Origin of the sequence: Pseudoalteromonas sp. KAN5 (genome assembly GCF_022846535.1) — a bacterium.
Lineage (GTDB): Bacteria > Pseudomonadota > Gammaproteobacteria > Enterobacterales > Alteromonadaceae > Pseudoalteromonas > Pseudoalteromonas haloplanktis.
Genome location: NZ_AP025589.1, coordinates 2,517,721 through 2,544,247, shown reverse-complemented (window position 1 = coordinate 2,544,247; position 26,527 = coordinate 2,517,721). Strand labels below are relative to the sequence as shown.

General features: G+C 41.0%; 16 protein-coding genes. 10 read left to right on the top strand and 6 right to left on the bottom strand.

The genetic code is table 11. The annotated features are described in order from the left end of the window. Window positions 1–481: 481 nt before the first annotated feature. The 4 genes from KAN5_RS11335 to nadC all read right to left on the bottom strand — a co-directional run bounded on the left by KAN5_RS11335 (window position 482) and on the right by nadC (window position 4,858). The gene (locus KAN5_RS11335; protein ID WP_244389727.1) at window positions 482–1,711 is read right to left on the bottom strand and encodes a type II secretion system F family protein; all 1,230 of its coding nucleotides are present in this window, start codon (window positions 1,709–1,711) and stop codon (window positions 482–484) included. 13 nt (window positions 1,712–1,724) lie between these two features. Then, on the bottom strand, window positions 1,725–2,996 hold the full coding sequence (locus KAN5_RS11330) for an O-antigen ligase family protein (protein WP_244389726.1): 1,272 nt from the start codon (window positions 2,994–2,996) through the stop codon (window positions 1,725–1,727). 37 nt (window positions 2,997–3,033) lie between these two features. Next, window positions 3,034–3,465 (bottom strand): pilin, encoded by a 432-nt coding sequence (locus tag KAN5_RS11325; RefSeq protein WP_279612611.1) that lies wholly within the window; start codon window positions 3,463–3,465, stop codon window positions 3,034–3,036. Window positions 3,466–4,012: 547 nt separating this feature from the next. Continuing rightward, window positions 4,013–4,858 (bottom strand): carboxylating nicotinate-nucleotide diphosphorylase, encoded by an 846-nt coding sequence (gene nadC / locus KAN5_RS11320; protein ID WP_244389725.1) that lies wholly within the window; start codon window positions 4,856–4,858, stop codon window positions 4,013–4,015. 693 nt (window positions 4,859–5,551) lie between these two features. Between nadC and ampD the strand changes: the two genes are divergently transcribed. The 7 genes from ampD to KAN5_RS11285 all read left to right on the top strand — a co-directional run bounded on the left by ampD (window position 5,552) and on the right by KAN5_RS11285 (window position 16,164). Further along, window positions 5,552–6,118: a 1,6-anhydro-N-acetylmuramyl-L-alanine amidase AmpD gene (ampD, locus tag KAN5_RS11315; RefSeq protein ID WP_138553799.1), complete on the top strand. Its 567-nt coding sequence runs from the start codon at window positions 5,552–5,554 to the stop codon at window positions 6,116–6,118. Window positions 6,119–6,125: 7 nt separating this feature from the next. Beyond that, window positions 6,126–6,977, top strand: coding sequence for a beta-lactamase regulator AmpE (gene ampE / locus KAN5_RS11310; RefSeq protein ID WP_016708269.1), 852 nt, complete (start codon window positions 6,126–6,128; stop codon window positions 6,975–6,977). A gap of 838 nt (window positions 6,978–7,815) precedes the next feature. Beyond that, complete coding sequence (gene pdhR, locus KAN5_RS11305; protein WP_016708268.1) at window positions 7,816–8,565, top strand: pyruvate dehydrogenase complex transcriptional repressor PdhR; 750 nt, start codon at window positions 7,816–7,818, stop codon at window positions 8,563–8,565. A 116-nt stretch (window positions 8,566–8,681) separates the two neighbouring features. Further along, complete coding sequence (gene aceE, locus KAN5_RS11300; RefSeq protein ID WP_016708267.1) at window positions 8,682–11,348, top strand: pyruvate dehydrogenase (acetyl-transferring), homodimeric type; 2,667 nt, start codon at window positions 8,682–8,684, stop codon at window positions 11,346–11,348. Window positions 11,349–11,359: 11 nt separating this feature from the next. After that, window positions 11,360–13,267, top strand: a complete 1,908-nt coding sequence (gene aceF / locus KAN5_RS11295) for a pyruvate dehydrogenase complex dihydrolipoyllysine-residue acetyltransferase (protein ID WP_244389724.1) — start codon at window positions 11,360–11,362, stop codon at window positions 13,265–13,267. 198 nt (window positions 13,268–13,465) lie between these two features. After that, a complete protein-coding gene (gene lpdA, locus KAN5_RS11290) occupies window positions 13,466–14,893 on the top strand; it encodes a dihydrolipoyl dehydrogenase (protein ID WP_244389723.1) in 1,428 nt (475 codons plus the stop codon). Window positions 14,894–15,474: 581 nt separating this feature from the next. Continuing rightward, the gene (locus KAN5_RS11285) at window positions 15,475–16,164 is read left to right on the top strand and encodes a tRNA-uridine aminocarboxypropyltransferase (RefSeq protein ID WP_244389722.1); all 690 of its coding nucleotides are present in this window, start codon (window positions 15,475–15,477) and stop codon (window positions 16,162–16,164) included. Window positions 16,165–16,721: 557 nt separating this feature from the next. Here KAN5_RS11285 and rapA read toward each other — a convergent pair. Then, window positions 16,722–19,616: an RNA polymerase-associated protein RapA gene (gene rapA / locus KAN5_RS11280; RefSeq protein ID WP_244389721.1), complete on the bottom strand. Its 2,895-nt coding sequence runs from the start codon at window positions 19,614–19,616 to the stop codon at window positions 16,722–16,724. Window positions 19,617–19,914: 298 nt separating this feature from the next. Between rapA and KAN5_RS11275 the strand changes: the two genes are divergently transcribed. The 3 genes from KAN5_RS11275 (at window position 19,915) to KAN5_RS11265 (ending at window position 26,064) form a co-directional block, all read left to right on the top strand. Then, window positions 19,915–21,312, top strand: a complete 1,398-nt coding sequence (locus tag KAN5_RS11275; protein WP_138554643.1) for a PhoH family protein — start codon at window positions 19,915–19,917, stop codon at window positions 21,310–21,312. A 65-nt stretch (window positions 21,313–21,377) separates the two neighbouring features. Continuing rightward, window positions 21,378–25,145, top strand: a complete 3,768-nt coding sequence (locus tag KAN5_RS11270; protein ID WP_244389720.1) for an ATP-binding protein — start codon at window positions 21,378–21,380, stop codon at window positions 25,143–25,145. After that, window positions 25,129–26,064, top strand: a complete 936-nt coding sequence (locus KAN5_RS11265) for a diguanylate cyclase (RefSeq protein WP_016708214.1) — start codon at window positions 25,129–25,131, stop codon at window positions 26,062–26,064. The genes KAN5_RS11270 and KAN5_RS11265 overlap by 17 nt, the downstream gene beginning before the upstream one ends. 41 nt (window positions 26,065–26,105) lie before the next feature. Here the strand turns inward: KAN5_RS11265 and KAN5_RS11260 are convergent, their stop codons facing one another. Further along, window positions 26,106–26,486 (bottom strand): DUF3192 domain-containing protein, encoded by a 381-nt coding sequence (locus KAN5_RS11260; RefSeq protein ID WP_016708213.1) that lies wholly within the window; start codon window positions 26,484–26,486, stop codon window positions 26,106–26,108. Between the last annotated feature and the right edge of the window lie 41 nt (window positions 26,487–26,527).

The following is a 26,527-nucleotide window of genomic DNA, read 5'->3' as shown; positions in this document are numbered from 1 at the left end:
TTAAAAACCATTTTCACAAAGAGAAGTGAATGAGAGTAAATGAGAAAAAACCACGGGCTGCGAGCCGTGGAATAAATACACCTAGGACTTAATCACTTCCCTAGAACCTTTATTACTTCTCTAAAGCGCAGCGCCTCTTAACCTCTTGTGAATAAATTTTAATTGCGCGGGGTAAACCCGTGCCTACGCATTGGTAGCAGCGAGTTCACCTCGCGACTTTATATACTTCTACAATCGTAGGAGAGCGCTTTAGCGCCGATGAGGCTTAACATATACCTCAAACTTAAAAATTACGGCTAAAGCCTGTTCCCACAAAAAGCAAGACATCTAGCACCTATAACCTCTTTCTGAATTAATCACTCAAATAAAAAGGCTTGCATTACTTAATATAAATTAGGAACATTCTTGCTTACAGCTTACAGCTTACAGCTTACAGCTTACAGCTTACAGCTTACAGCTTACAGCTTACAGCTTACAGCTTTTATATAACCGACCCAAGTTGGAATATTGGTAAGTACATCGCTATGATCAAACCACCCACTAACACGCCGAGTACCGCCATAATAAGCGGCTCTAAAAGGCTTGATAAGCCATCTACCGCATCATCAACTTCTTGTTCATAAATATTAGCGACCTTGGCCAGCATGCCATCTAAAGAGCCTGACTCTTCACCAATGGCCACCATTTGAATCACCATATCGGGGAATATTTTTGAGTTACGCATTGCCCAGTTCATTTGATTACCTGAGCTTACTTCAGCTTTAATATCTAAAATAGCATAGCGATAAACCGCGTTACCAGAAGCACCGGCTGCAGAGTCCAGCGCATCAACCAAGGGTACACCGGCCGCAAAGGTGGTCGAAAGGGTACGCGCATAACGCGCCACTGCGGCTTTGTTTAAAATCATACCTATAACAGGCAGCTTTAAAATAGCACGGTCGTTAGCATCACGCAGCTTCTTGCTTTTTAGCAATGCTTCTTTGTAAGCCCAGCCAAAACCAACAAGGGCAATTAACATCATCCACCAATATTCCTGCATAAACTCAGAAATACCAATCACCATTAAGGTAAAAGCAGGGAGTTCAGCACCAAAACCATTAAAAATATCTTGGAATTGCGGCACCACAAATATAAGTAGGATGGAGGTAACAATTAACGCCACAACTAACACCGCAATAGGGTAGAACATGGCTTTTTTAATTTTTGACTTTAGCGCTTCAGACTTTTCTTTATAAAGAGCAACGCGGTCAAATATTTTATCCAGTGCACCAGATTGCTCACCAGAGGCGACTAAGTCACAATATAAGTCATCAAAATAGCGAGGGTGTTTTCGTAATGCTTCTGACAATGTACCACCGGCTTTTACTTCATCGCCAATGGTCTCCATTAGCTTTCCAACGCTTTTATTGGTAGCTCCCGTGCCAATCATTTCGATTGATTGAATCAGCGGCACGCCCGCCATCAACATAGTGGCGATTTGCCGGGTAACGAGCGCAATATCTTTTGGCGTAATTTTTTGCATGTTTTGAATACCAAACAGCGGTTTGGCTTTGCGCTTTACTTTAGACGGCGTGATACCTTGTTTGCGAAGCTGGGCTTTTACTAGCGCTATACTGGCACCAGACATCTCACCTTCTAAACGTTTACCACGAGCGCTGACACCGACCCATAAAAAAGTATCCTTATTCATTTGGTCCGAGTTTTTATTCATTTATATAAACCTTCTAGGTTTTTTCCCCAGCAGACCAAAAGCTTGGACCTGCCATTTTTGGGGTGTTTGGTTCAAGTTTGTAGAATGAAATCATGCTAAGAGTAAAATATATTGAAGTTATAGTTGCAACAATGATTTTCAACTTTCTATTAAATTTAGTTGTCTCATTACATTCAATTAACTGACTAAATATAAGAACAAAAATTATTTGTGTAATAGGCATTACTATTAGGCCAGAGAAAAGAGAATATATAACTGCTGTTACAAAAGTTATGAATGCCACTTTTTCTTGGTTTGTTGTTTTTTTATGTCTATTTTTAAGAAAAACAAATGTAATTATAAATAAAAAATAAAAGCAGGTTATTAACGAAATTAAACCTTGCTCTACGAATATTTGTATAACAAAGTTATGTGGGTGGCTTAAAACAACAGAGTTTAGCCTTATTTGATAGTTCCCTGAACCGATTCCAAACAATATATTTTCAAAATCAGGAATAGAGTTTAACCACATTTCAATTCTTCCAGAATCACTTAGGAATGCAGGGGGATTAGCTGACTCAGGTTCAATTGCTATTAGAATTAAAAAAAGAAATAATGAAATAATAGTAAGTGACAATGCACTTTTTAAATATTCATACATTTTAAAAGTTACATACATGATAAGTATTAACGAGTAGCAGACTAAGGCGGCAAGTGAACTGCTCATAGTTAAAATTAAAAGGTTTAAAACGATAGTAGCCCCTACTAATGTTTTTAACTTGGTTCTTTTTAAAATGTAGAAACTTAAAGGTAAAATTAGAATTTGTAAGTGGTTGAAATGCCTAACGTTGTCAAATTTCATGATGATGTTGTGAGCATGGAAAAAGCCATTATCAAAAATAATGAAAATAATATTGAGAGTGCAAATCACTATCAAGCATGTATGCATTATAAATATAACAATGAATAATAATTTTATATCTCTGTCTGAGTTTATGAACAACAAAGTTATAAATGCAAGTAGTCCGTAATGCAATGTATTTAAAAGACTTGATAATGGGAAGTTAGAAATCGATGATGAAATGAAGCTGATAAATAATAAAATAGCGACAGAGTAAGTAATCTCTTTTCTAGGTAGATACAACGTATTTTTTCTTAGTAAGTAAATAGAAAGCAAGGTCAATAAAAATATTTGTGTAATACGTTGGCCGTTGTGAAAGTTATATGACAAACTGGGGATTAATGGAAATAGGGCATAAATAAAGAATACTGATGCTAAAAAGGCTTGGGTTGATAAAGGCAACATTTTACAGTTGCCTTTTAAGTAAGTGAATGAACGCAAATTAGCTGCAATTACCTGGCTTGAACTTGGCTTCTAAGCCATTACCAGTTGCGCAAGACCAAACTCCATCTGCGCTGCGGTTTAGAGTCAGTGTTTTACCATTTATTTTTCCAGCGTTGCCGTTTTTCATTGTACACGCAATAGCGGTTGTCCCAGTTAGTGCGATATCACAGTATGTTCCACCATTAGCTGTTTGACCAATAAAACCAGCCTCTGTATTTGTAAGAGATGGTGTTTTTCCTTCGTTAACAGCAACTTCAAATTGGGTTTTGAGTGCTGATACTTCAGCGAAGGCTGAGCCAGCTTGTGATTTTGCTGTATAATCTTGATATTGTGGCAACGCAATTGCTGCCAAAATACCGATGATTGCTACTACAATCATTAATTCAATTAGGGTAAAACCCTTTTGACTTTGTTGTGTCATTTTTTCCATGTTCCTCTCCTAAAGGATAGTGTTTTTTTGTAAGTTAAAGAAATTATGTTAGTAATGTGGGTTGTCACGATTGCTACTGTAATCACTTTATCTTACGGTTTTTTTAAAATCATTAAATTACTAATACCTAAGCTAATATTTAGATTAGCGCCTAACTAAAACAGCTGCTAGGTTTTAGTATCAATTAAAATTACTCTGTTAGAACTACTTTAGCACTAAAACTACTTATTGAAAGGGGCTTTAGCTGCATTTTATCGAAATTAAAGCGTTTTCTGCACTCGATAGTTATGTTTGTTGCTGTTAATTTTACTAAAGGCGCTAGCTAAAAAAGCGATACTTAGTAAAGTAACACTAAAAAATAGTTCTTTAGGATTGGTTAAAGAGGTGTTTAATTCATCCTAGAGGCTTATGTTAACACTGTTTATTAGTCCATTAGGTACTAAATTTAACAATTTGTTACACAATAAGCCTTTCGGCGTATTTAATGCTTTTTTGTTTAAATTGTCAACGGATTAGGTAAATATAAAATTCTAAGGTGTGAGAATAATTACTCAAAACGCATAGATAAATCGATTGATTGTAAATTTTTTGTAAGTGCCCCGCTGGAAATAAAGTCAACCCCAGCTTGTGAATACGCTTTAAGCGTTTCTATCGTCATATTGCCAGACACTTCAAGCTTAGCGCGTTTATCAGTAAGTACTACCGCTTGTTGAATTTGTTCAACGCTAAAGTTATCAAGCATTATAATATCAGCACCTGCGGTGATGGCTTGATCTAGCTCATTAAGTGATTCAACTTCGACTTCTACAGCTTTATTTGGGTGGTTAAGTTTTGCTTGTGCTACCGCTTTATCAATGCCGCCACACGCTGCGATGTGGTTTTCTTTTATTAAAAATGCATCAAATAAACCAATCCGGTGGTTTGCGCCGCCACCACTTTTTACCGCGTATTTTTGCAATGCGCGTAAACCTGGAATCGTTTTACGGGTGTCGAGTAATTGCGTTGTGGTGCCACTGAGTTCTTTTACATAATGTGCGGTGGTGGTGGCTGTGCCTGATAAGGTTTGCACAAAATTAAGCGCGGTACGCTCGGCAGTTAAAATCGCGCGTGCTGAACCTGTTGCTGTGAATAGGGTATCGTTGGCTTTTACTGTATCACCATCATTAACCAGTACGTTAACAGTAACGCTCGGGTCAACTTGTTTAAACACTTCTAAAATAATGTCTTTACCACAAAATATGCAGTCTTCACGGGTGATCACTTTAGCCTTGGCTTGTTGGTCTGCTGGAATTAATTGTGCTGTGATGTCGCCTTGTTCAGCGCTTTGGTAATTAAGGTCTTCATCAAGGGCAAGTTTTACCAGTTGGCTTAAAAGGCTGTGTGGGATAGACATTATAAAGCTCATTATAATTAGGAAATTGGCAAAATTTTACATGGTTTGAAAGTGAAAGAGAAGGCTGGAAGTATAAGTTTGATTAGGTTCTAGGGCGAGAGGTTCTTGGTTTTAGGCAGTGATTAGGTGTTGGGGTGTTTTCGAAGCCCCAGCACTAAGCCGGTGGTGTTTGTTCTTCTTATTGTGCAACTGTGATTGATTCACCTTTTGTCTTCTCTGTGTAGCGCGAAGCGCCTCCTGATCTCGGTGGTGAAATTGGTTAGTCGCTATAAATGACGACCTACAGAAACACAGCAGATTTTACTTGTAGGTGGGTGGCTTGCCACCGCGAAAATAACTTCATTGTCGCGAGGTAAACTCGCTGCTACTAATGCGTAGGCGCGGGTTTACCCCGCGCAATTAAAATTTATTCACAAAGAGGATAAGAGGCGCTGCGCTTTAGAGGAAAATAGGAACTAGGTTCTAGGGAAGTGACTAGCTGCTAGGTGAACTTACAGCCCGCAGCTCGTTACCCGTAGCCCGTGGCTTTCTCTTCTCGGTGGTGAAATTGGTTTGTCTATGTAAATGTAGGAACAGTCGCGAGGTAAACTCGCTGCTACCGGCGCAGAACAATAAAAGTGCATTAATTGCTTTACTGTTATTCTGCTTGGAAATCTATTAGCATCTGATTATGCATTTGTTTACAGACTCATTATGAAAATAAATTCTTTTGGAATCGTTGATACCGCGGTTCAACGGCCATGTACACATTTTGATGAACGCCCGAATGATGAAGACATCTCTTTATTAGTCATTCATAATATTTCTTTGCCTGCGGGGCAGTTTGCCACACCGTTTGTTGATGATTTATTTATGGGTTGCATAGATTGCCAAGCGCACCCAAGTTTTACTGATTTGCAAGGGCTGCGAGTATCCGCGCATTGCTTTATTAAGCGCACGGGTGAAATTGTTCAATATGTGCCATTTAGTAAACGAGCTTGGCATGCAGGACGCTCTGAGTTCTTAGGGCGTAGCCAGTGTAATGACTTTAGTATTGGTATTGAGCTTGAAGGCACGGACACAACGGCGTATACCCAAAATCAATATAATGCATTACAATCCTTAACTAAGGCTTTGATAAATAAATACCCCGCGATCACGCGCTCGCGTATTGTAGGGCATTGTCATATTGCACCAGGGCGAAAAACTGACCCAGGGGACAGTTTTGATTGGAACTATTATTTTGCTGCTCTACCTTTAACCAGCGCCAATTTGGAATGAAAAAAGTATGATCTTAATTTCTATCATTATTGCTCTTATTTTAGAGCGTTTAGGTGCCCGCTCAGACTATTGGCAAATAAGCTATTACGCTCAAGGTTATTTAACACGTTCAAATAAACAGCTTAGCGAGCAAGGTTTATTTAATTCGCCAGTTGGGTTTATGATTTGGTTGTTTTTGCCAGTATTGATTATTGCCGTTATTTTCACTTTGTCTGATTTTGTACTGTGGCAGTTAGCTATAAATATTGTAGTACTGCTAGTGTGTTTTGGTTGTGCAAAACAGCGTGCTTTATATAAGTCGTATTTGAATGCATTAACCCGTGATGATCAACAGGCAGCAAGCTTGTACGCATTGCAAATGGGACAAAAGAAAACCGAAGACGAAAAAGGTGGTGAAACATTTGGCCAAACGTTAGCGTGGGTTAATTTTCGTTTTTATTGTGCTGTTATATTTTGGTTTGTTATTTTAGGTGCACCTGGTGCGGTGCTGTACGCGCTAGTGCGTACTTACGCAGATTTAGTCCGCGATGATCATAAAGTTGCGTACGCTAACCGTTTTAAATTAATTCATACTTTATTATTTTGGCTTGATTGGTTACCAGCGCGAATTGCGAGTTTTGGTTACTTGATAATAGGTAACTTTAATAAAGGCACGGGGTGTTGGTTGCAATATGTACTCGATTTTACGGTGAGTAATCGTAAAGTGGTAACCAATACCGCACTTGCAGCAGAGCAAATTGAGCAACAACATTTTGGCTGCACGTATGAGGCAACCTGTATGATGAAGCTAGTAAAACGCAATGTTTTATTTTATCTGGTGCTAATTGCTTTGCTCACCCTATTTGGCGGGTTAGCGTAAAGAAACAGGTGCTAGGTTTTAGGGAAGTGATTGTCGCGGGGTAAACTCGCTGCTACCACGTAGGCGCGGGTTTACCCCGCGCAATTAAAATTTATTCACAAAGAGGATAAGAGGCGCTGCGCTTTAGAGGAAAATAGGTTCTAGGGAAGTGACTAGCTGCTAGGTGAACTTAAAGCCCGCAGCTCGAAGCCCGTGGCGTTTTTTCCTTTGTGCACAATGGTTTTAAGTGATTAATTTTACTTTTGTCTTCTCGGTGTAGCGCGCAGCGCCTCCAGTCCTCGGTGGTGAAATATTCTTGTCGCCATAAATGACGACCTACAGGAGCGCGGTGGGTATTACTTGTAGGCGAGTGACTTGCCACCGCGAATGCCATTCCATTGTCGCGAGGTAAACTCGCTGCTACCACGTAGGCGCGGGTTTACCCCGCGCAATTAAAATTTATTCACAAAGAGGCTATGAGGCGCTGCGCTTTAGAGACGTAATTATAAGAATAGGTTTGAGGAAGTTACTGGGCGTTAGGGAAGTTATGGTTAAAATCTAAAATCTAAAATCTAAAATCTAAAATCTAAAATCTAAAATCTCAACTGTCTGGTCAGACCATTTGTTTTTTCTGTTAAAACCCTTTCCAAACACTGACTGTATCTCATACTGTTTAATCTTTGTGCTAAATGCGTTAGGCTGGATTTACGACAGATAATCTAGGTAAATTGACAGCAAAGTTGCTTTTTGATAACGTATGGCTCAAATTTGGTATGACCAATTTACCTTTTGGTCTTGACTATGGGCACAAACTTGAGTTTATCAGGTTTTATTCCCACTACAATGCGGACGTTGATTAATGTCTTTAAAGATTAAAGCTGCAAAACTATCGGATGTTATTTTACAGCAACTTGAGAATATGATTCTTGAGGGCTCATTAGCACCGGGTGAGAAACTGCCGCCAGAACGGGAATTAGCAAAGCAATTTGAAGTGTCTCGACCTTCATTGCGTGAAGCAATTCAAAAGTTAGAGGCAAAAGGCTTAGTAACGCGTCGGCAAGGTGGCGGGACGTATGTAAAAAATCAACTTGAAGAAGGGTTAACAGATCCGCTTTTTGATTTGATCAGTAAGCACCCTGAATCACAGTTTGATTTATTAGAATTTCGTCATGCATTAGAAGGTATTGCTGCTTATTATGCCGCGCTGCGTGGTACGAGTACTGATTTTAATAAAGTAAAAGAAAGTTTTGAGTGCATTGCTTTAGCGAATGATAATTTGCAACAAAAAGCAAAAGCAATTAATGCCTTTCACTTTAGTGTTGCAGAGGCATCACATAATGTGGTGTTACTGCACTTAGTACGTGGTATGCAGGCATTACTTGAACAAAATGTATTACAAAATTTAACGGTGTTGTTAGAGAAGCCACATATTAGTAAGCGCTTAGCTGAGCACCGCCGTTTATTAATGGATGCAGTGATTGAAGGGAATCCGGAGCAAGCGCGACTTGCCAGTAATGCTCACTTAGCTTTCATTGAAGAAGCATTATTGGAAGCCGGCAAAGAGCATTCGCGAATTGAACGTAGTTTAAGACGCACAAAGCAAAATTAAGTAATTAAAAACTAAGTAAAAGATAAATAATTTAAGCAAGTACTGTTTATATGGCAACACTATTACCACAGTGCTAATTAAGAACATTCGTATTTTAAACATAAGGAAACCTCCATATGTCTGAAGTCAATAAAATTGACGTAGACGCGCTAGAAACACAAGAGTGGTTACAAGCTCTTGAATCAGTTGTGCGTGAAGAAGGTGTTGAACGTGCTCAGTTTTTACTTGAGCAAGTATTAGAGCAAGCCCGTTTAGACGGTGTTGATATGCCAACTGGTATCAACACAAACTACGTTAATACGATCCCGGTCGATCAAGAGCCTGCTTACCCAGGTGATGTAAACCTTGAACGCCGTATTCGTTCTATTATTCGTTGGAACGCAATTATGATTGTATTGCGTGCTTCGAAAAAAGATCTCGACTTAGGCGGCCATATGGCGTCTTACCAGTCATCTGCGGCATTTTATGAAGTGTGCTTTAATCACTTCTTTAAAGCGCCAAACGAAGTAGACGGCGGTGACTTAGTTTATTACCAAGGTCATATTTCGCCTGGTATTTATGCGCGTGCATTTGTTGAAGGCCGTTTATCTGCTGCCCAGTTAGATAATTTCCGCCAAGAAGTTGATGGCAATGGTTTACCATCATACCCACACCCTAAGTTAATGCCTGAATTCTGGCAGTTCCCTACAGTATCTATGGGCCTTGGTCCTATCGCGTCTATTTACCAAGCGCGTTTCTTAAAATACTTAGATGGTCGTGGCTTAAAAGACACCAAAAATCAACGCGTCTATGCGTTTTTAGGTGATGGTGAAATGGATGAGCCAGAATCACGTGGCGCTATCTCATTTGCTGCTCGTGAAAAGCTAGACAACCTTTGTTACCTTATTAACTGTAACTTACAACGCCTAGACGGCCCAGTAATGGGTAATGGTAAGATCATTCAAGAACTTGAAGGTCTATTTAAAGGTGCAGGCTGGAACGTAATTAAAGTAGTTTGGGGTAGCGGTTGGGATATCTTACTTGCTAAAGATACTACGGGTAAGTTATTACAATTGATGAATGAAACCATCGATGGTGATTACCAAACTTATAAAGCGAAAGATGGCGCATACGTACGTGAGCACTTCTTTGGTCGTTACCCTGAAACAGCCGCACTGGTTGCTGATATGACAGATGACGAAATCTTTGCCCTTAAGCGTGGTGGTCATGAGCCATCAAAACTATACGCTGCATTTAAAAAGGCTGAAGAAACGAAAGACCGTCCAACTGTGATCTTAGCTAAAACAGTAAAAGGTTACGGCATGGGTGAAGCGGCTGAAGGTAAAAACATCGCGCACCAAGTGAAGAAAATGGACATGTCACATGTTGCTCATTTACGTTCACGTTTAGGTTTAGATGATTTAGTATCTGAAGAGCAACTAAAAGAGCTTCCTTATCTAGAGCTTGAAGAAGGCTCACCTGAGTATAAATACTTACATGCACGTCGTGATGCATTAAAAGGTTATACACCTACACGTATCCCTAACTTTACTGAAAAGTTAGTATTACCTGAAGTTGAAGCATTTAAACCATTATTGGAAGAGCAAAAGCGTGATATCTCTACCACTATGGGCTTTGTTCGTGCACTTAATATCTTATTAAAAGATAAAGGCATTGGTAAAAACATCGTACCAATTATTGCTGATGAAGCGCGTACCTTTGGTATGGAAGGTTTATTCCGTCAAATCGGGATTTATAACCCGCATGGCCAAAACTACACACCACAAGACCGTGACATTGTTTCTTACTATAAAGAAGCGACATCAGGGCAAGTATTGCAAGAAGGTATCAATGAGTTAGGTGCTATGTCTTCATGGGTTGCTGCGGCAACATCATACAGCACGAACGATTTACCAATGATCCCATTCTACATTTACTATTCAATGTTTGGCTTCCAACGTGTTGGCGACATGGCATGGATGGCCGGTGACCAACAAGCTCGTGGCTTCCTACTAGGTGCTACGGCAGGTCGTACAACGCTAAATGGTGAAGGCCTACAACACGAAGATGGCCACAGCCATATTCTTGCTAACACTGTACCTAACTGTATCTCTTATGATCCAACTTATGCGTATGAAGTAGCGGTAATCATGCAAGATGGTATTCGTCGTATGTACGGTGAAAACCAAGAAAACATTTACTACTACCTAACACTGATGAACGAAAACTATGCACAACCTGCAATGCCAGAAGGTGCTGAAGAAGGTATTCGTAAAGGTATCTATAAGCTTGAAAGCTACGCAGGCAAAAAAGCCAACGTACAACTATTAAGCTCAGGTACTATCATGACTGAAGTACGTAAAGCAGCGGCTATCTTAAGTGAAGATTACGGTATTGCGTCAGATGTTTACTCAGTAACGTCATTTAATGAGCTTACCCGTGATGGTCAAGATGTTGAGCGTTTCAACATGCTTAACCCTGAAGGCGAGCAAAAAACAGCTTACATCACCAGTGTATTAAACGACTCAGTAACTGTTGCCGCAACGGATTACATGAAAAACTACGCTGAGCAAGCGCGTTCATTCATTCCAACTAGCAACTATAAAGTGTTAGGCACAGACGGTTATGGCCGCTCTGATAGCCGTGAAAACTTACGCCGTCACTTTGAAGTTAATGCAGGTTATGTTGTGGTTGCTACATTATCTGAACTTGCTAAACGTGGTGAGGTTGAGAAGTCAGTGGTTGTTGAGGCACTTAAGAAGTTCAACATCGACACGACCAAAGTTAACCCACTTTACGCATAAGAGGTTTTGCAATGAGTATTGAAATTAATGTACCAGATATCGGTGGCGATGAAGTTGAAGTAACCGAAATCTTAGTAAGCGTTGGTGACAAAGTTGAAGTTGACCAATCGCTACTAACCGTTGAAGGCGACAAAGCATCAATGGAAGTACCAGCTGCACAAGCCGGTACAGTAAAAGAAATTAAAGTTAGTGAAGGTGACACGGTTACCACTGGCTCTTTAATTATGATCTTTGAAGGCGAAAGTGCTGGCGAAGAAAAAGCGCCAGAAGCGCCGGCTAAATCTGAAGATGCAGCACCAGCTGCCTCTTCAGGCTCAACCACGAAAGAAGTTACCGTACCAGATATCGGCGATGATGAAGTTGAAGTAACCGAAGTCATGGTTGCAGTTGGCGACGAGGTTTCAGAAGAGCAATCTATCTTAAACGTTGAAGGCGACAAAGCGGCGATGGAAGTACCAGCACCGTTTGCCGGTACCGTTAAAGAAATTAAAGTTGCCACTGGCGATAAAGTAAAAACAGGCTCGTTAGTGTTTGTTTTTGAAGTTGCCGGTGGTGAGTCTGCCCCTGCGCAAGCCGAAGCAGCGCCAGCGCAAGAGTCAGCACCTGCACAAAGCGCAGCGCCAAGCAGCAAAGAAGTCAACGTGCCTGATATTGGCGGTGACGAAGTGGAAGTCACTGAGGTGATGGTTGCAGTAGGCGATAAGGTTGAAGAAGATCAATCAATCTTAAACGTTGAAGGTGATAAAGCGGCCATGGAAGTACCTGCGCCGTTTGCAGGAACTGTTAAAGAGATTAAAGTAGCTGCGGGCGATAAAGTATCGACCGGTTCACTTATCTTTGTATTTGAAGTTGAAGGTAGTGCACCAGCAGCTCCTGCAGAAAAGTTAGCGCCGGCATCAGCACCTGCGGCTAAAACAGAGTCAGCGCCAGCACCACAAGCAGCACCTGCAAAAGCAAGCAACGAGAGCTTTGAAAATAACAGCGCGTATGCGCATGCATCGCCAGTTGTTCGCCGTTTAGCTCGTGAGTTTGGTATCAACCTTGCGAACGTAAAAGGCTCTGGTCGTAAAAACCGTGTTGTTAAAGAAGACGTGCAAAACTATGTGAAGAACCTAGTTAAGCAAGTTGAGTCTGGTCAGTTATCTGCGGGTAATGGTAATGCGGGCGGCGGTGAGCTTGGTTTAATTCCATGGCCAAAAGTTGATTTTGCTAAGTTTGGTGAAATCGAAGAGAAGAAACTGTCTCGCATTCAAAAGCTATCGGGTAAAAACTTACATCGTAACTGGGTGCAAATCCCTCACGTTACACAGTTTGATGAAGCTGATATCACCACCCTTGAAGAGTTCCGTAAAGAGCAAAATGCCCTTAGCGAGAAGAAAAAGCTTGGCGTTAAAATCACCCCGTTGGTATTTGTAATGAAAGCAGCGGCCAAAGCGCTTGCTGAGTTCCCTACATTTAACTCGTCATTGTCTGAAGACGGTGAAAGCTTAATTCTTAAAAAGTACATCAATATCGGGGTTGCCGTTGATACACCAAATGGACTCGTGGTACCTGTATTTAAAGATGTTGATAAGAAAGGCATCATTGAATTATCACGTGAATTGATGGAAGTGTCTGTAAAAGCACGTGATGGCAAGTTAACTGCATCTGATATGCAAGGCGGCTGTTTTACTATTTCAAGCTTAGGCGGTATCGGTGGTACAGCATTTACACCAATCGTTAACGCACCAGAGGTGGCAATTTTAGGTGTATCTAAATCTGAAATGAAACCAAAATGGAATGGCAAAGAGTTTGAACCAAAATTAATGGTTCCACTTTCAATGTCATACGACCATAGGGTGATTGACGGTGCACTTGCGGCACGCTTTACTGTAACTTTAGCAAGTTACATGAGCGATATTCGCCAACTGGTTATGTAGGCAGTTAGTGTAAGCAATATAAATAAAATAGAATCAAATCCCAGCCAGTTGTTTTTTGCTGGGATTTTTACCATTTGCAATGATACAATATTTATCTATCTTGCATAAATTTTTGATCTGCTCTCCCTTTCTGCCCATGCAGAAACATGGCAGTTAAACTTTAGGGCAGTGTCCCGTTCAAACAATTAAGGTAATAGCATGAGCAACGAATTAAAAACTCAAGTTGTTGTACTAGGCGGTGGTCCTGGTGGTTATTCTGCGGCTTTCCGTGCTGCTGACTTGGGCTTAGAAGTTACATTAGTAGAATCTCGCGACACATTAGGCGGTGTATGTCTTAATGTGGGTTGTATCCCTTCAAAAGCACTTTTACACGTAGCTAAAGTAATTGATGACGCTGCTGAAATGTCATCTCATGGTGTTACTTTTGGCGCACCACAAATTGATTTAGACAAAATCCGTTCTTGGAAAGAGTCTGTAATTGGTCAATTAACTGGTGGCCTAGACGGCATGGCTAAAATGCGTAAAGTTAAAGTGGTTTACGGTTACGGTAAATTCACTGGCAGCAACACCCTTGATGTTGAAGGCGCAGACGGCAAAACGATAATTACCTTTGATAATGCTATTATCGCAGCAGGTTCGCAACCAGTTAACTTACCTTTCATCCCTGAAGATGACCGTGTAATCGATTCAACTGGCGCGCTTGAACTTAAAGATGTACCAGAAAAACTACTTGTATTAGGTGGTGGTATCATCGGTCTTGAGATGGGTACTGTATACCGTGCGCTTGGTTCTGACATCGACGTAGTAGAATTTGCTGATCAACTAGTACCAGCAGCTGATAAAGACGTGATCAAGATTTATCAAAAATACGTGAGCAAAAAGTTCAACGTAATGCTTTCTACTAAAGTAACTGGCGTTGAAGCAAAAGACGACGGTTTATATGTAACGTTTGAAGGTAAGAATGCACCGGCAGAGCCAGTACGTTATGACAAAGTACTTGTTGCTGTTGGTCGTACACCAAACGGCAAACTACTTGATGCAGACAAAGCAGGTGTTAACGTTGATGAGCGTGGCTTTATCAATGTTGATAAACAGCTTAAAACAAATGTTGATCACATCTTCGCGATTGGTGACATTGTTGGTCAACCTATGCTTGCGCACAAAGCGGTTCATGAAGCACACGTTGCTGCTGAAGTTATCTCAGGTCAAAAACACTTCTTTGACCCTAAATGTATTCCTTCAATCGCGTATACTGATCCAGAAATCGCTTGGGTTGGTGTAACAGAGAAAGAAGCAAAAGAGCAAGGCTTAAGCATCGAAACTGCGGTATTCCCGTGGGCAGCTTCAGGTCGTGCAATTGCATCTGCTCGTACAGAAGGTCAAACTAAACTTATCTTTGATAAAGACAGTGGCCGTATTATCGGTGGCGCTATGGTTGGTATTAACGCAGGCGAAATGCTTGGCGAAATCGGCCTAGCAGTTGAAATGGGCGCAGATGGCGAAGACTTAGCGCTGACTATTCACGCTCACCCAACATTGAACGAATCAATCGGCCTAGCAGCTGAAATCTTTGAAGGTTCAATCACTGATTTACCAAACAAAAAAGCAGTTAAAAAGAAGAAGTAAGTTCTTTTAGTTAATTGTTTAAAAACCCAAGCCCCGGCTTGGGTTTTTTGTTTTTATAGCCGTCAGCCGTCAGCCGTCAGCCGTCAGTTTAAGACAAATTCGTCTTGACACCTAAGTTAATATGAGCAAAATTTTGTAGCTGATAGCTGATAGCTGATAGCTGATAGCTGATAGCTGATAGCTGATAGCTGATAGCTGATAGCTGATAGCTGATAGCTGATAGCTGATAGCTGATAGCTGATAGCTGATAGCTGATAGCTGATAGCTGATAGCTGATAGCTGATAGCTGATAGCTGATAGCTGTAGCTGATAGCTGATAGCTGATAGCTGATAGCTGATAGCTGATAGCTGATAGCTGATAGCTGATAGCTGATAGCTGATAGCTGATAGCTGATAGCTGATAGCTGATAGCTGATAGCTGATAGCTGATAGCTGATAGCTGATAGCTGATAGCTGATAGCTGATAGCTGATAGCTGATAGCTGATAGCTGATAGCTGATAGCTGATAGCTGATATCTGATATCTATTCCCGCTGTTTTTGGCTACAATACGCGCCGATCAATTTTTAGGTATTAAAGTTTGTGACTAACCGCTCTTCTAATTCAGTACTTGTCTTGCGTGCCCAGCAAATTAGTGAATCTCGCCGTGAATTTAATGCCCGTGGCGGCAAAATGGATCGTTGTGAGCAATGCTTAATTGCAAAGCATTATTGTATTTGTGACGGCGTAGAGCAGGCGCAGTGCAATGCCGCTGTTTGCATGCTGATGTATCATAATGAAAGCTTTAAACCTTCTAATACCGGTCGTTTGATTGCTGAAATAGTCCCTGACAATTACGCTTTTCGCTGGGACAGAACCAAACCTGATGCAAAGCTGTTAGCGTTATTGAACGATCCGCAGTATCAGCCTATGGTGATTTTTCCTGCCACGGATGTTGAAGATGCCACGCGTGTTATTACAGATGTAGAGCATCTACCAAATAAACGCCCATTGTTTATCTTTTTAGATGGCACATGGCGTGAAGCGAAAAAAATGATCCGCAAAAGCCCGTATCTTGATAATTTACCTGTGCTGTCGATCACCGCTGAGAAGCTGTCTGATTATCGCCTGCGTATAGCGCCGCATGCCCATCAACTTGGCACCGCGGAAGTGGCAATTATGGTGTTAGCGTTAGCTGGTGAGGCTGATGCTGCAACTAAACTCGAGCAACATTTTATGAAATTCCGCGATGCGTATTTATTGGGTAAACGCAACAAAGGCAGACCTGCGTAGGTGTGGGTTTACTCCGCGCAAATATAAAATATAAGCACGGGATAAAACTCAGCCACGGCACAGCTCCTGTCGCGATATAAAATCGCTGCTACGAATTTGTAATATCTCGTAGGCGCGGGTTTACCCCGCGCAAATATAAAATATAAGCACGGGATAAGATTCAGCCACGAAACAGCTCCTGTCGCGATATAAAATCGCTGCTACGAATTTGTAATACCTCGTAGGCGCGGGTTTACCCCGCGCAAATGCTAAAAGTAAGTACGGGATAAAATTTAACCGCGGAACAGCGCCTGTCGCGATATAAAATCGCTGCTACGAATTTGTAATACCTTGTAGGCGCGGGTTTACCCCGCGCAAATGCAAAATATAAGCACGGGATAAGATTCAGCCACTAAACAGCGGCTGTCGCGATATAAAATCGCTGCGACGAATTTGTAATACCTTGTAGGCGCGGGTTTACCCCGCGCAAATGCAATAAAAAAGCGCGTTGTATTTAATACATCGCGCTTTTTTGAACTTAAAACTTACCGCTTATAACTTAAAGCTCAGCTCCCAAATCAATGCGATACCACGATCAAACGAATGGCATCTAATTGTAACTGTGCTTTGCCGATATAGTTTTCCAGCTCTGTGCGTTGCTTATCGTAGAAGGTCAGTTCTTCTTCACGAATATTAGGGTTGATCTGTTTAAGTGCCGCTAAACGAGCTTGCTCTTCACTGAGTGATTGCTGCATCTGCTCAAGAGCTGCTGTGCGAATGCCCTCTAACTTAGTTTGTGCCATCTCTTGTGCAGTTTTAAGCATTGGGTGAATCGCACTTTGTAATGCGCCAGCTAGTTTGCTCGCAGTTTGGCGACCTACCGCTGAAAGTTGCTGATTAAAACCATCAAAGCCGACATTATCAGCTAGGTTGTTGCTGGCTTTATCTAACAAAATACGAATTGGCGTTGGCGGTAAAAAACGACCAACCTGCAGGGCTTTAGGTGCCATAGCGGTAGCAACATAAATGAGCTCAACAAAAAAAGTACCAGGGGGTAATTTTTTATTTTTAAGCAGTGCTACTGAGGCGGTTCCAAAGTCATCATCGCAGATCATATCTAAGGTACCTTGTACCATAGGGTGATCCCAACTGATGAAATGCACGTCTTCTTGCGCTAATGCAGTGTCTCGGTCGAAGGTCACTGTCATTCCATCGTCTTTTAAACTTGGGAATGATGGATTTAACATGTGCTCAGTCGGTTTTAAGATAATGGTATTTTCACCTTTATCTTCTTGGCTAACACCAAAGGTATCAAATACATTGATCATATAACTAGGAAGCTCAAACTGATTGTCTAGTTTCTCAATATCGACAACCAGCGAATCAGCAGCGCCTTGCCCTGAAGAATGTAGCTCTAGCAAGCGGTCACGACCACTTTCCATTTGTTTACGCAGCACGGCGTTTTGGCTGGCAACCTGCTCGAGTAATGGCTCTAGCTCGTCTTCATCACAGTTATGCGCTGCAATAAAATCAAGCAGATCATCTTTGAACTCTTTGTATAATAATTGCCCAGTGCTTGAGGTGGTTTCAAAGGCATCTAAGCCTTCGTTATACCAACGCAGTAATACTTCTTGCGCAGTATTTTCGAAGTATGGCACATGAATGTTGATATCTTGAGTTTGACCAATACGGTCTAGACGACCAATACGTTGCTCAAGTAAATCAGGGTTTAGTGGTAAATCAAACAACACTAAATGATGGGCAAATTGGAAGTTACGACCTTCAGAGCCAATCTCAGAACATAACAGTATTTGCGCATTGTCGTACTCGTCAGCAAAAAACGCCGCTGCCCGGTCACGTTCAATAATCGTCATGCCTTCATGGAACACGGATGCTTTGATTGCTTCGCGCTCACGTAATATTTGCTCAAGACTAATGGCTGTTTCTGCTTTAGCACAGATCAGCAGCACTTTTTCGCGTTTTAGGGTTTTTAGCGTGTTGATTAACCAATCTACACGAGGGTCAAATTGTCCCCAGCTGGCGCTTTCACCTTCAAATTCTTGAAAAATCTTTTCTGGGAAAAGGGCACGTTGCGCGCTAAGTTCAGCATTTTGAATGCCGCCCATATTGCCTAATACCGAAATGGCGGTTTTATATTGTTTTGGCATGGCCATTGGATATGCGTGCAGTTTACGGCTAGGGTAGCCATCAATGCCGCTACGGCTATTTCTAAATAAAATACGACCTGTGCCATGTCGATCTAATAACATGGCTAAAATTTCTTTACGGGCCGCAGTATCGCCATTTTGTGCTTGTTCAAGAAGTGTTGTGATATCAGTTTCTTTTAATAGCGCAATTAATGTGGCTTTTGCACTGTCATCAAGGGCCTGCTCTTGCAGCAATTGATTGGCAGCTTCGGCAACATGCTTATAGTTACTTTCTTCTGCAACGAAGGCATCGTAATCATAAAAACGATCTGGGTCGAGTAATTGCAAGCGTGCAAAGTGGCTGCGGTGACCAAGTTGATCAGGTGTTGCGGTCAGTAATATCAGGCCTGGAATATCTTGGCTAAGTTCTGCCATGCGCAGGTATTCAGTGCTAGGCTTACCATTATTAATACTTAAGTGATGCGCTTCATCAACTATTAATAAATCCCAATCAGCCATGGTCGCTTGTTCAAACCAGCGTTTTTTCTTCGCTAAAAATTCAAGACTGGTAAGTACTAATTGCTCAGTATCGAAAACATTCGGTGAGTCAGCAAATGCTTCATCACAACGTTCTTCATCAAAAATAGAAAAGTGCAAATTAAAACGGCGTAGCATTTCCACTAGCCACTGATGCTGGAGGTTTTCAGGTACTACAATCAGTACGCGACTAGCGCGGCCGCTAATGATTTGTTGATGTAAAATCATCCCTGCTTCAATGGTTTTCCCAAGACCCACTTCATCAGAGAGTAATACGCGTGGCGCAAAGCGTTTGCCAACTTCTTGGGCAATGTAAAGCTGATGAGGAATAAGGCTTGCGCGCTGACCAATTAAGCCTTTAATTGGCGATTGCTGGCGTTCAAACTGGTGTTGCCAGGTTTGATAGCGCAATGTGTATCGATCAAAGCGGTCGACTTGGCCAGCAAATAACCGGTCTTGCGGCTTATTAAATTTAATAAAGTGATCTAAAAAGGTTTCTTTTAATTGTGCTGGCTCGCCGTTGTCAACACGGGTGCCGTGATAACAAAGCAGATCACCTATTGTTTCAATTGACTCGACTGTAAGTTCCCATTCTTCAACGCTTTTGATCACATCACCAGGATTAAATGCCACGCGGGTTACCGGTGCTTCTAGCATTGAATAAACACGGTTTTCGCCACTGGCGGGAAATAAAATGCTGACCTGACGGCCTTCTAGGGCAACGACTGTGCCTAATCCTAAATCTGACTCTGTATCACTGATCCAACGCTGACCTAAGGAAAAATTCATATATGTCTCGTCTATGAAGAAAAAGGCGGCTATGTTACCTGTTAGCTAACACCACTGCAAGGTGCGAACTAGCTCACTTTTAATTAATTTATCAACTGTGAATTATTCCTATTTAAGTTGAAGTATTAAGGATTAATTCAAAACAAAAAAAAGGTTTGTCATAAAACAGACTTTTATGACATCTAAGCTAAACTTAGATTATACCTTAACAATTAAGTTTTTCAGGGTGGAGCATGCACCCGTTTTATTTTAATTAGTTGGGTATAGCATAAAAATCATAAAACGTAAGGAAAGTGCTATGGAAAAAGCTTCGAACCTTGATAGTAAAATGTATGTGCTAGATACCAATGTATTACTCCACGAGCCCCTCGCTTATTTATCTTTCCAAGAACACGACGTTGTAATTCCTATGACAGTTTTAGAGGAACTGGATCATATTAAAGACCGTAAACACGATGTGAGCCGCGATGCCCGTGTGGCCATTCGTGGTTTGGATGAAGTGCTTAAAGACGCCACCCCAGAGCAAATGCTTAAAGGCGTCGCGTTACCTAGTAATAAAAAAGCGAAAGCGTCTTCAGCAGGCACGCTAATTATTGTTAATGATCATTTATTTGCGGATTCTATTTCTGGCTTACCTGGCAATGAGAATGACCACCGCATAATCAATTGTGCCGTACACCTACAAAAGCAACACGCTCAATGTAAAGTCGTATTAGTAACCAAAGATATTAATATGCGCTTAAAAGCAAAAGGTGCAGGACTTAAATTTGTTGAAGATTACCGCACCGACCAATTGATTGACGACATTGCATTACTCTCTAGCGGCTATAAAAAAATTACCGGGGATTTTTGGCAACATGTGGGGGAATGTGAAACACAGCAGCACGGGCGCGATGCATTTCATAAAGTAGCAAAAAGCTTGATCCCTGATGTCTTTTGCAATGAATATTTATTGGATGACAGTGGCCATTTTGCGGCAAGGGTCAAATCCTACGATGATCAACATATTATGCTCAAAGACATCGGCATTGAGCGGTTGATGCATCAATCAGCATGGGGAGTAAAACCAAAAAATATTTACCAAGGTATGGCGATGGACGCGTTACTCGATACGGGTATTGAACTGGTTATTTTAACTGGCCCCGCAGGCTGTGGAAAAACCTTACTTGCGCTTGCTTGTGCTTTGGAAATGGTGATTGAAAAAGGCATTTACGATAAAGTTATCGTTACTCGTAATACTCCTGAAATCGCTGAATCAATAGGCTTTTTACCCGGCACGGAAGAAGAGAAAATGGCGCCTTGGCTTGCGGCCATTACCGATACATTAGAAGTGCTACACAAGGGGGATGAAAACCCCGTTTCGAGTCGTAATTACATTATGGAAAAAGCCAACGTACAGTTTAAGTCAGTAAACTTTATGCGTGGTCGTAGTATTCAAAACGCAGTGGTAATTTTAGATGAAAGCCAAAACTTAACCGCTTCGCAGCTAAAAACGATTATTACCCGCTGCGGTGAAGGCACTAAGCTGATTTGCTCTGGTAACCTTGCACAAATAGATAGTAATTACTTAACCCCAGTAACGTCTGGTTTAACTTATATTGTGGAGCGTTTTAAAAACTTTGAGGGCAGTGCCACGGTTAACTTAAATGGCGTGGTAAGAAGTCGCTTAGCTTCATTTGCAGAGGAAAATTTATAGCTTGCACTGGTTCACTTGGCTCGCTAACCTAACTTGTAAATTAGCGTCAAGTGACGGGCTGTAGATTGAACTTTCTACCTTTAAAACATTACTACCGTTCATTGGCAGTGGCACTTATTGTGCCATTGCTGGTGGCTTTTCTATTGTGTCTTCATTTATACAATATTAAGTTGGACCGAGCTGTTGCTAAACGTGAAGCTGATTTTACTAATCTAGCGGCACAAGTTGAGCATGCGATGAATGCTGCTAATGATTTATTGAGCACTTTGTTCTCACAATATGAGCAACCTCTTTCTTATCAATTTGATCAACAATGGCTTGCAGATATTGATCAGCAAACCAATTATTACTATCGGAAAATCCCTGACGGTGGTGGTGAAATTGTCGGTCAGGGTAAATTTGCTTCTACGGCCAATGTAGTCACCCAATGGCAACAAGTTATTGCACTTGGTCCCGCTTTTAATACGGCATTATCGTTAATTCAATCATTAGCTGCAGTTGCTTATGTGAATGAACAAGGTTTTGCATATATAAAGCGTCGTCATGATGGGGATAGCTTAATGTTAACCCACGTACTTGATGGCCATTTACTCCCTAAATTTGTTGATAACTCATTGTCATCAAGTGCGATAATCGAAATTGCGGGTAAACACTATTTTTCAATCGGGCGCGCGCGCGAGCAAGGCAGTGAAGATTACATTATTTTAATTTATGACTTGGCTGCGGTTTCTAGTTGGCTACACAAAATATCTCCAAGCAATGGTGAATATATCTTTTTAAACAACGATAAAAATATCATTGCAAGTTCGTTAAATGAGATTAAAGGTGTGCCGCTGGCAGAGTATTGGCCTATGGCGAGTCTTACGAATAGCTCAATATCAAAGGGCGCTGGACTTAGTAATATCACTTTTGTGCAAGCGCAAAAGCAGCTGCCTATTTATGCTGGCTACTTTGAGTCTCATGCTGAATTAATTTCCCCTATATTGATAGAGGTAGGCATTGAACTGATTTTTTTATGTGTGTTTTTAGTAATGATGTTCAGTACGTTATTGTGGTTGAGTCAGCGTATTTTTGTAAAACCGATGACTTACTTGATGTCGTACCTTGAACAAAATGAGGTGCACTACAAAACCCGTTCAAATTACCAAATACCCACTAACTGGCAGCCATGGTTTAGCAGAATAAAATGGGTGCTTAGTAAAAATCAGCAGTTGGTTGACTCCCTCCAGCGAGCTAATAGTGAACTTGATGAACAAGTTAAAATAAAAACACGAGAACTCGCGCGCAGTTATGAAGCCAAAGAACGGCATTTAGCCTTGTTAAATACTATGTTGAATAGTGTGCCTGATCTAATTTATTTTAAAAATATTGATGGTTCATTTTTAGGCTGCAACCGTGCTTATGAGCAATATATTGGGGTTGAGCAAGGGCAGCTAGTTGGTCATCAGCTGTGTGATATTAGTGATGATAGTGGCCAAATCAGTGAGCTTGAGCAACAAGTATTACAAACTAAAACGAAAGCTGAACAACGTATTGAAACCGCTAAGCAAACATTTCAATTAACAATAGCGCCATTCTATAACGAACAAAATCAACTTTTGGGGTCAATGGGGATTGGCCGCGACATCACAGCTCAGCAAGATGCATTATTGGCATTAAAGGCCTCAGAATCTAAGTTTCGCAGTGCGATTGAGTATGCTGCCAATGGGGTGATTTTATTGTCACTTGAGCATACGGTATTACAGCTGAACCGGACTGCTCGAAAGATTTTTGATATTGATAAAGCATCCTCAAATTTGTCATTAGAGCAGTTATTCTCACAGCAGCAATGGCAAGAAATAGCGGTGTTATTAGCGCTATTACTGAACGAAAAAAAGAAAGTGTACCACCTTACATTAGGGCAACAAGAGCTCAATCTTTGGTGGCAATTGAGCGTATCTTTAGTGTGGGATGAACAGCAAGCCCCTTATTATTACGTCATTCATATTCAAGATGTGAGTGATTTAACGCAAGCTAAGCAGGATGCCGAGCGTGCAACTGAGGCTAAAAGTCGTTTTATTGCTAATTTAAGCCATGAAATCCGTACACCACTTAATGCGGTGACAGGCTTGATTGATATGGTTGTGCAACAAGGTTTAACTACTCAGCAGCAGCAACATGCGGCGCAAGCAAAAAATGCTGCGCAAAATTTATTAACTATGCTTAACAGGATGCTTGATTTTGCACGTAGTGAGAATAACCAAGTGCAATTAGATTTGGTTAACTTTGAGTTAGTTGCGCTTGTAGATAGTTGTGAAAGTGTATTAATCGGGCTTTGCCAGCAAAAAGGCCTCACTTATAATATTGAGGTTGACCCGTTAATCGCCCCGCAGCTGATTGGTGATCATATTCGCTTGCAACAAGTACTCGGTAATTTGTTGACGAATGCGGTGAAATTTACCCAGCACGGCACTATCACACTGACAATAACAGCCCATGATATAGCTAAAACACAGCAAACACTGTGCTTTACGGTAAAAGATACTGGGGTTGGTATTGATAAAGCTGATCAAAGTCGATTATTTGATGCATTTACACAAGGCGATGAATCGCTCACTCGAGCTCATCAAGGCGTGGGGTTAGGGCTTGCGATTGTTAAACATGAACTCGCATTAATGGGCGCAGAAATTAACGTAGTCAGTGATAAAGGCCAAGGCAGTGAGTTTTTCTTCACAGTGACGTTTTCGCTTGAGCAGCAATCAACAGCGCGTAGTTGGCCAAATACATTGGTTATACATTCTTCTCGGGGGATTAATTTACCCAAAGCGTTACAGCCTCTGCAGCAGCTACGTTATTGTATGTTATCTGAATTTACAGATACAACAGACCTTGCGGCGGTGCAGCGAATTATTATAAATGACTTTGATATAACTAGCATTATAGAGTGGCCTAATATAAAAACGGCGTTGCTGAAAAATAACACCCAGTTATATGTTGTTAAAAATGATGCCGATATCGAGCTTCCTAGCAGCCATAATACGCATAGTGTCAGTGTTAAAAGTTCTGCCCTTGTACAACGGCTACTACAGCTCAACGAAGGTGATACGCCTGATACTGCAACATCAGCAGTAACCATTGATGTTGCTGGGTTACTCGTATTAGTGATTGATGATAATCAGTTAAACCTCGATATTATTAGCAATGTTTTAAGCCAAGCATATATTAATGTTATGACCGCAAATTCGGCGATGGCTGGAATTGCTTTAGTAGAACAAGTAAAACCTGATTTGATCCTGATGGATGTCCAGATGCCAGAAGTGGATGGCTTGCAAGCAACGACCTTATTGCGACAACGTTATAATAAGCAACAGCTACCTATTTTTGCGCTTACGGCGCACAGTGAGTTGGCTGATGAACAGCGTTCATTCGCAGCCGGTATGAATAAGCATCTCACTAAACCTGTTATTGCGGCAGCTTTATTAGCGGCAATCAATGAGCTTAAAACATCCCAGTTTATATTTTTTGATCGTTCTTTTGCATTAGCTCAATTCTCAGGTGATAATACTTTACTACAGACTATGTTGGATAAGTTTGCTCAGTTATGTGATAGTCATATACAGCAATTGCAAGTTTCTACTGAGCTTAGTGCCTTGGAACGATTAGTGCATACCATCAAAGGTGTGTCAGGAAATCTCGGATTTAAGCGTCTTAGTGCGGTTGCTCAGCAATTAGAAACTGAACTGCAAAAATCGCAAAGTGTAGAGCAATTAGACTTGACTCAACTTGTGTTCGAATTAGAGCAAATAAATAGATACATTCAACTACAGGGATCAGCAGATGTTGAAGAAAGCTAAAATACTGATCGTTGATGATGACCCATTAAATCGATTAGTGTTAGAAAAAACATTGGCGAGTGATCATGAAATATTTTTGGTCGAAAGTGGCGAAAAAGCCTTAACGTTTGTTAAATCAACCGAAGTTGATTTAATTATTCTCGATATTGTGATGCCGGGAATTGATGGGTATGACGTTTTAATTCAGTTAAAAGAAAATCCGAGTACGCAAACGATCCCTGTCATTTTTATTTCAGCTAATACTAGCCATGATGATGAAGCTAAAGGGTTTGAATTAGGGGCGATGGATTATATTGCTAAACCATTTAGCACGGCTATCGTGCGTGCCCGGGTACGTAATCAGTTACTGATCAAACAAAAGAATGATTTGCTTGAAATGCTAGCGTCAATTGATGGTTTGACGGAGATCCCCAATCGTCGCTATTTAGATGAAAATCTTTCGCGAGAATGGCGCCGAAGTCGCCGTGCAGGTACGCCATTATCGGTGTTATTAATGGATATAGATCACTTCAAACGTTATAACGATTGTTATGGTCATCGTGCTGGGGATGATTGTCTCAAGCGAGTGGCACATGCGTTAGTTACTGCATGTGAACGTGGTAGTGACTTTGTTGCTCGCTATGGTGGAGAGGAGTTTGCCGCTGTATTACCTAATATCAATCAACAAGAAGCATTGGTGTTTGCTAATAAGCTTAGAAGTGCTGTAAATGCTCTCAAGATACCGCATAAAGCCTCACTTAATGCTGAGCACATTACCATTAGTATCGGTATTGCTACCACTGAGTTTGGCCAAGTGTATGCTGAGCATACCTTGCTTGAAGAAGCTGATCTTGGTTTATATGAGGCGAAAGATACTGGGCGGGACAGAATTGTTGCTCGAGTTATTGCCGCAAGTGGTAAAAGTGAGTCATTACTGTAACTAAAGAGTGAATGTTTGTTCACTCTTTAGTTGATTTGAGCTTAAATAGCGTTAAGAGAATTATAAATACTATCACCCACACCAATTAACTTGTCGTTTTTAAAGACAAGTGGCGTACATTCATCTTTTGTCATTTTTCCGTCAGAGTGGATGCTGTGCGTTGCATAGAATAATACTTGGTATACATCATCTTCTTTTTTTAATAACTCTGTAAATTCAGGGGTTTTTAATTGGCTTAAAACACTCTGATAGCTGGTATCTAACGCTAGTGATGCAATTTTTTCACGATTCGCTTGATGATGTTTTTCCCAGCTTGAATTATTACCGGCCCAATGACTTTCTGCTTCGCCGTCTGATACGGCAATCACGCAGCCGGTTAAAAAAGGAGCTGTTAGTGCGGCAATTAAAAGTACTTTTTTCATTATTTAATCCTGATACTAAATAGTGTTTATTAATTTTTTAT

Coding starts and splice junctions, on each gene's coding strand:
- KAN5_RS11335 (WP_244389727.1), bottom strand. CDS start 1,711: ATGAATAAAAACTCGGACCAAATGAATAAGGATACTTTTTTATGGGTC.
- KAN5_RS11330 (WP_244389726.1), bottom strand. CDS start 2,996: ATGTTGCCTTTATCAACCCAAGCCTTTTTAGCATCAGTATTCTTTATT.
- KAN5_RS11325 (WP_279612611.1), bottom strand. CDS start 3,465: ATGGAAAAAATGACACAACAAAGTCAAAAGGGTTTTACCCTAATTGAA.
- nadC (WP_244389725.1), bottom strand. CDS start 4,858: ATGTCTATCCCACACAGCCTTTTAAGCCAACTGGTAAAACTTGCCCTT.
- ampD (WP_138553799.1), top strand. CDS start 5,552: ATGAAAATAAATTCTTTTGGAATCGTTGATACCGCGGTTCAACGGCCA.
- ampE (WP_016708269.1), top strand. CDS start 6,126: ATGATCTTAATTTCTATCATTATTGCTCTTATTTTAGAGCGTTTAGGT.
- pdhR (WP_016708268.1), top strand. CDS start 7,816: ATGTCTTTAAAGATTAAAGCTGCAAAACTATCGGATGTTATTTTACAG.
- aceE (WP_016708267.1), top strand. CDS start 8,682: ATGTCTGAAGTCAATAAAATTGACGTAGACGCGCTAGAAACACAAGAG.
- aceF (WP_244389724.1), top strand. CDS start 11,360: ATGAGTATTGAAATTAATGTACCAGATATCGGTGGCGATGAAGTTGAA.
- lpdA (WP_244389723.1), top strand. CDS start 13,466: ATGAGCAACGAATTAAAAACTCAAGTTGTTGTACTAGGCGGTGGTCCT.
- rapA (WP_244389721.1), bottom strand. CDS start 19,616: ATGAATTTTTCCTTAGGTCAGCGTTGGATCAGTGATACAGAGTCAGAT.
- KAN5_RS11275 (WP_138554643.1), top strand. CDS start 19,915: ATGGAAAAAGCTTCGAACCTTGATAGTAAAATGTATGTGCTAGATACC.
- KAN5_RS11265 (WP_016708214.1), top strand. CDS start 25,129: ATGTTGAAGAAAGCTAAAATACTGATCGTTGATGATGACCCATTAAAT.
- KAN5_RS11260 (WP_016708213.1), bottom strand. CDS start 26,486: ATGAAAAAAGTACTTTTAATTGCCGCACTAACAGCTCCTTTTTTAACC.